Annotated in this window: 5 protein-coding genes and 1 tRNA gene; all 6 read left to right on the top strand. The window is 50.9% G+C overall.

Annotated features, from left to right (window positions below; genetic code table 11):
* The first annotated feature begins 273 nt into the window (after positions 1-273).
* A tRNA-Arg gene (locus tag FP827_09660) sits at positions 274-347 on the top strand.
* Positions 348-353: 6 nt separating this feature from the next.
* Positions 354-2,081, top strand: coding sequence for a DNA polymerase/3'-5' exonuclease PolX (polX, locus tag FP827_09655; protein ID MBA3053331.1), 1,728 nt, complete (start codon positions 354-356; stop codon positions 2,079-2,081).
* 202 nt (positions 2,082-2,283) lie between these two features.
* Positions 2,284-3,852 carry a peptide-binding protein gene (locus FP827_09650; GenBank protein ID MBA3053330.1) on the top strand — a complete coding sequence of 523 codons (1,569 nt, stop codon included), beginning with the start codon at positions 2,284-2,286 and terminating at the stop codon, positions 3,850-3,852.
* A 10-nt stretch (positions 3,853-3,862) separates the two neighbouring features.
* Positions 3,863-4,393, top strand: coding sequence for a hypothetical protein (locus FP827_09645; protein MBA3053329.1), 531 nt, complete (start codon positions 3,863-3,865; stop codon positions 4,391-4,393).
* 2 nt (positions 4,394-4,395) lie between these two features.
* Positions 4,396-5,508 (top strand): hypothetical protein, encoded by a 1,113-nt coding sequence (locus FP827_09640; GenBank protein ID MBA3053328.1) that lies wholly within the window; start codon positions 4,396-4,398, stop codon positions 5,506-5,508.
* The coding region (locus FP827_09635) for an ROK family protein (protein ID MBA3053327.1) at positions 5,499-6,369 on the top strand (871 nt) is incomplete at its 3' end. The genes FP827_09640 and FP827_09635, both read left to right, overlap by 10 nt.

Here is a 6,369-nt window from a genome sequence, read left to right as displayed (position 1 = left end):
TCAAGGGCACGGGCAACATGGAGATCAATCTCTGCCGGGAACTGACCGACAGGCGTGTGTTCCCGACGATAGATATAACAAAGAGCGGCACGAGAAAAGAGGAGCTGCTGCTGAGCGAAGAAGTGCTGAACAAAGTTTGGATACTCAGAAAACTCCTTACCCGCGCCGATCATGTGGAAGCCATGGAATTTATAGTGGAAAAAATGAAGAAAACCTCTTCAAACGAGCAGTTTTTGAAATCCATGCAGTCGTGAAGACGCACAATTTTTTTAAGCCCTCGTAGCGCAAATGGATAGAGCATCTCCCTGCGAAGGAGAAGGTTTCCCGTTCGAATCGGGACGAGGGCAAAAAATATGAAGAATAAGGAAATAGCCGATAAGTTCACCGAGATCGCCCATCTTCTGGAGATCAAAGGCGAAAACAGTTTTAAGATCAGAAGTTACCAAAAAGCCGCGGAGACAATAGAAGCCCTTGACCACGACATAAAAGACGATTATCTTTCCGGCAACCTTGAGGAGCTCGAGGGCATAGGAAAGAGCACAGCCGCTAAAATAAGCGAATATCTGATCGGCGGAAAGATAACAAAACTTGAAGATCTGAGAAAAGAGATTCCCCGCGGCCTTCTGGAAATGTTGAAAGTGCAGGGGCTGGGCCCCGCCACAATAAGGCTGATATATGAGAAGCTCGGCGTCAAAACCATGAGGGGCCTTGATATAGCCGCGCGCCGGGGAGAACTGGCCGCTCTTCCCGGAATGGGTGAAAAGAGCGCCGCCAATATTCTGAGGGGCCTGGAGATCGCCAACCGCATGGACGGCCGGCTGCTCATTTCCACCGCGGAAAATATGGCTGAAGATTTTCTTTCTGTTATCAGAAAGAGCTGCGATGAGGCTCTCGCCTGCGGCAGCCTCCGGCGGGGATGCGAGACCATAGGCGACATAGACCTGCTGGCTGTTTCGGAAAAATCGGAAAAAATAATAGACTCATTCGTTAAAATTCCGGGCGTTGAGAAGGTGATAGCCTCCGGCTCTTCAAAGGCGAGCGTTTTCACATCGGGGGATGTGCAGATAGACCTGAGGGTCGTTCCCGAGAAATCCCGCGGCGCCGCCATGCTCTATTTCACGGGGAGCAAAGAACATAACATCGCTTTGAGAAAGCTGGCGCTGGATAAGGGCTATACGCTGAACGAGTATGCTTTGAGTGATCAGAAATCAGGAAAATATATAGCCGGAAAGACGGAGAAGGATGTGTATAAGCGCCTCGGCCTTGATTATATTCCTCCCGAACTGAGGGAAAACAGGGGTGAGATAGAGCGCTCCGCGCTCGGCGCTCTGCCTTCGCTCATAGAATCGGAGGATATAAAAGGCGACCTGCATCTTCACAGCGTTTATTCCGACGGTTCCGTCGAGATAAGGGCTCTTGCGTCCAGGGCTTCGGATCTGGGATACGGGTGGATAGCGGTCTGTGATCATTCAATGAGCCTGACAATAGCGCGGGGCTTAAGCATAAATAACCTGATGAAAAAAAAGAAGGAGATAGATTCTCTCAACAAAACATCCCGCGTTAAAATCCTTTTTGGAGCCGAGGTGGACATATTGCCCGACGGTAAACTGGATTATCCGGATAAGGTGCTCAAAGAGCTGGATGTCTGCCTGGGCGCCGTGCACGCGGCGTTTAACCAGAGCGCCGAAGTCCTGAACAAAAGGATAATGAGGGCCATGGACAATCCCTATCTTGATGTTCTGGCGCACCCGACGGCGCGACTCATAGGCAAGCGGCCGCCGCTGGAGCTGGATATGGAAAAGGTCACGGAAAAAGCCGCCGATAAAAACATCATCCTCGAGGTGAACGCTTTCCCCGACAGGCGGGATCTGAAAGAAGATCACATACGCATGGCGCTCGCGAAGGGCGTGATGCTTTCTCTCGGTACCGATTCGCACGCCCTCCGGCACATGGACAATATGAGATACGGCCTTATGAACCTCCGGAGGGCCGGATGCGAAAAGAAGGATGTGCTGAACACGAGGACAGCTCCGGCGCTGCGGAAAATAATCAGCGCCCGCCGTAAGAAAGCCGGTGGCTAAAATCAATATGCGCAACTTCGGGCATATAGGTATAACTCGTAAGCAGTCGCGGCCGACGGTATCCTTAGACGGCCGCTCACGTGTGTGGTTCGCTGCCAATTCGCTCGGAGCAGGGGGTGAAACTCCTCGCTCATATGGCCCGCTACGAATACCGTCCGCTGCGATTATACGCCATGGCGTAGTCAATGTGCTTTTGTGCGCGATGCTCTGCGCGGCGGCCTTCCTGCAGGGTTGTTCGCCGCGAGAGAGAAGCTGCGAAGAGGGCGAGACGATAGTTTTTGCGATGCTCGGCGACGCGTCATATCTCAATCCTGTACTCGCCGGGGATTCGGCGTCTGCGGAAATAAATGATCTCGTTTACAACGGGCTGGTCAAATATGACAAGGATCTTGTTCTTGTCGGCGATCTGGCCCGGAGCTGGGAAGTGCTGGACGGAGGAAAGACCATTGTTTTCAAGCTGAGGGACGATGTGAAGTGGCACGACGGACGGACTTTTACAGCCGGCGATGCCGTGTTCACCTATCAATGCCTTGTGAATCCGGACATCATCTCACCGCGCAGCGGACGCTTTAAGATGATAGAGAGCGTCAAAGCTCCTGATGAGCACACGCTGGCCGTAAAATATTTCAGGGCATATTCTCCCGCGCTCGAGTCGTGGGGTTTGGGGATAATACCCAAGCACATATTTGATCAGGGTGATTTTGATAAAAATCCGGCCAACAGAAAGCCCGTCGGCACCGGCGCCTACAAGTTTGTCAAATGGCTGTCGGGAGAGCAGATAGTCCTGGAAAAAAACAGTGAATATTTTGAGGAGACAGGAAATATCACGAGGATAATCTACAGGATAATACCCGATAGCTCCGTGCAGTTTCTCGAGCTCAGGAAGCGGGGCATAGACAGCATGGGCCTCACGCCGCATCAGTATATATACGAGACGGATGATGAGGAATTCAACAGGAATTGCAACAAATTCCGCTATGGCGCTTTTCAGTACGCTTATATGGGATATAACCTGACAAACCCGCTGTTTAAGGACAGAAGGGTGCGCCGCGCCATAAGCTATGCGATAGACAAAAAAGCGATTGTTGATGCCGTGCTCCTGGGATGCGGCGTGCAGATACACTCCAATTATCCGCCCTCGTCATGGGCTTATAATCCCGATGTGGAAAAGTTTGAATATGATCCCGTCCGCGCCCGGGCGCTGCTTGATGAGGCAGGGTGGAGAGATACCGACGGCGACGGTGTGCGTGACAGGGATGGCCGCAAATTTTCTTTCACTATTCTCACAAATCAGGGGAATAAAATGAGGGAGGAGGCCGCCACGATCATACAGTCGCAACTCAAAGAGGCCGGCATTGCCTCGGAAATACGGATACTGGAATGGGCGACGCTGATAAACAGGCACATAGACCGCAGGGATTTTGATGCTGTTGTGCTCGGCTGGTCCACAGCCGTGGATCCGGATTGCTATTCTCTGTGGCATTCTTCCGAGGCCCGCCCCGGAGGTTTTAATTTTGTCTCATACAAAAACCCCGAAGTTGACGCGCTCATAGATAAGGGCCGCATGAGTTTTGACCGCGGGGAAAGGAAAAAAATCTACGGCCGTATTCAGGAGATGATAGCTTCCGATCAGCCGTACTGTTTTCTTTACGCCCCCGATTCTCTCACTGTTGTCGCTTCGCGTTTCCACGGGATTGAGCCGGCAAGAGCGGGTATATCGCATAATTTCTTGAAATGGTATGTTCCGGAGGATTTGATAAAATACAAGTGAGGAGGTTTGTGTGCTGAAAAGATTGCTGGGTTTTCTGAATTTTTGTCTTGTCGCCGCTGTGTCATTTTATTATCTGCAGCTGTGCGGATTATCCGTCAAAGAATTTTTCGGCCTTGCTCCGCAGGTTTTTATACTCGGACTGTCTTTTGCGCTGCTTTTCGCGGGAGAGAACTTTATGAGAGCTTTTATCGTGCCGGCGCTAATTTATTACGGCGTGTTCGGACTGTTCTTTTATCCATGGACCGGCATAGATATGGCCAACCAGGCCGTGCACGCGCTACTCCTTCTTAACGCGCTGTATTTCCTTTTGTCGCTGGCTCTGGGTTTAAAGGTCATAACGCTGTTATTCGGCCTTGCGGCGGGTCTCGCCGCCTGCGCGGGGTTGAGATTCTATCAGACAGCTTTTCTGCAAAGCCGGAAGGATCTTGTTAAAAAATATCTGCCCGCGGAGCTGATGGCGTCCGAAGCGAAAAAGAAAGCTGTCAAGAAAAACATAAGGTCTCTCAGGGCCATTGATGAACAATTGAAGCTTAACGACTGAGAATGAATTCCGGCAAGGAAACAAAAACAATGTCTTTCGGCCTTGAGCGCATGAGAAAAGCTCTTGCGGGGGAGGGTTTTAAGCAGAATTTCAGATGCGTTCTCATCGCCGGCAGCACAGGGAAATCCCAAACGGCGGTCTTTACCGAGAGCCTGTTAATGCGCTCGGGGTTCAGCGTCGGAACCTATCTTTCGCCCCATCTTGAACGCATCGGCGAGAGGGTGCGCTTGAACGGCAGGGAAATATCCGATTCTCTCTATTACAGCCGGATGAGGAGGTTTCAAAAATATCCCCTGACATATTTTGAGAAACTGACGGCGGCGGCCTTCATGTATTTTATGGAAAAAAAGCCGCAATGGGCGGTTGTTGAAGTCGGCCTCGGCGGCCGGCTCGACGCTACCAATGTCCTTAAGAACGAGATCGCCGTCATCACCGGGATTTGCAGGGAGCACACGGAGTATCTCGGGTCGAGCGTTGAGAAAATAGCGCGCGAAAAAGCGGGAATAATCAAAAAAGGAAGTTTGGTGATAACGCGCTGCGACGGCGCCGCTGCGGATGTTATAAAAACAATAGCTGCGCAGAGAAATGCTTCTGTGATAAACGCTGCGATGATGAAAAACCCCTATGGGCCTGCTTTTCTCGGTGAGAATTATTCTCTTGCGGCTTCCGCCGTAAAGTCCGCAGGGATAGAGCCTGATAAAGGTTATTTCCCGGAATATATCCTCCCTGCCCGCTTTGAGAGAAAAAAATATAAAGGCATAGATGTTATCCTTGACGGCGGGCACACGCTGGATGCCTGGCGGGCTGTCAAGTCGGAGATCAAAAAAATGCCACGCCCGCGCGTCTGTGTTTTTTACGCCTTAAAAGACAAAAAGATAGAAGAAATGCTATCATCTTCAAACGGGCTTTTTGAAAAGATATTCTGTTCGTCTTTCCCTCATGAAAGACAGATAGGCAGAGATGAACTGATGAAAAGGGCCCGCGGCACGGGCGTTGAGATCACTTCTTCTCCCGTTGAGAGTTTGAAGAAAGCCGCGGCTCTTTCGCCTGAAGTTATTCTGTGTTTCGGTTCGCTCATAGGGAGCGCGTATTTGAGGAAGAAAATATGGGGCTGAAAAAAATGAAAGCTATGGGCATAGATATAGGCGGGACCAACACCGCCGTCTCAATATGTTCTTCCGCGGGAAAAACACTCGGACATTTTGATTTCTCAACGCCCACGGCGGCTAAACCGGAAAAAACAATAGAAGGGATATTAAAAATAATAGCCGGAAAATATCCGCTTGATGAAATAGGAGCCGCGGCAATGGCGGTTCCGGGAATGATAAGTCCCGGCAAGGGTTTCGTTTTTTGCGCGCCGAATCTCGGCTGGAAAAATTTTTCGGTAAAAAAAGCCGTGATGAAGTATCACAAATTTAAAAAGCTTGTCTTTGAGAATGACGCGTCCTGCGCGGCGCTGGGCGTCTATGAGAACTGTAGGGGGGCAAAGCCGGATTTCCTGGTGGCGCTGACGCTTGGAACCGGAATAGGTTCGGGTTTTGTTTCCGGCGGTAAAATTTTCTCGCGTGGCGACATTTCCGTTTTTGAGGCAGGGCATATGAAGATCGTACCGGAGGGCCTGCGATGCGGCTGCGGCGCTAAGGGCTGTCTTGAGGCCTATTGCGGTTCGGCCTATATGAATAACTGGGCATCAGAACTATTCCCGGGGAAGCGTTTTGCCGCCGCTTTAAGCCCGAGGGAAATCTGCGAACAATCGCGCAGCGGCGCGCTCTGGGCGAAAAAAATATGGAAACAATACGGCCTTTATCTCGGCCTGGCGGTGTCTGATATAGTCAATCTTCTTGTGCCCGACAAAATCGTTTTCACCGGAGGTCTTGCCGGGGCCTATTCCGAATTTAAAGAGGGCCTGCGTATTTCCATGGACAGGAATATTCTCCCCCCGTACAGGAAATCCGTTTCAACAGGGGTTTGCGCCC

The organism is Candidatus Omnitrophota bacterium (assembly GCA_013791745.1).
Classification (GTDB): Bacteria; CG03; CG03; order CG03; family CG03; genus CG03.
The sequence above is the reverse complement of the archived record's forward strand: the minus strand, read 5'-3'. Positions and strand labels throughout refer to the sequence as shown.

What these genes read in the sequence shown, in the direction of transcription:
- polX (MBA3053331.1), top strand. Translation starts at nt 354, where the DNA reads ATGAAGAATAAGGAAATAGCCGATAAGTTCACCGAGATCGCCCATCTT.
- FP827_09650 (MBA3053330.1), top strand. Translation starts at nt 2,284, where the DNA reads ATGCTCTGCGCGGCGGCCTTCCTGCAGGGTTGTTCGCCGCGAGAGAGA.
- FP827_09640 (MBA3053328.1), top strand. Translation starts at nt 4,396, where the DNA reads ATGAATTCCGGCAAGGAAACAAAAACAATGTCTTTCGGCCTTGAGCGC.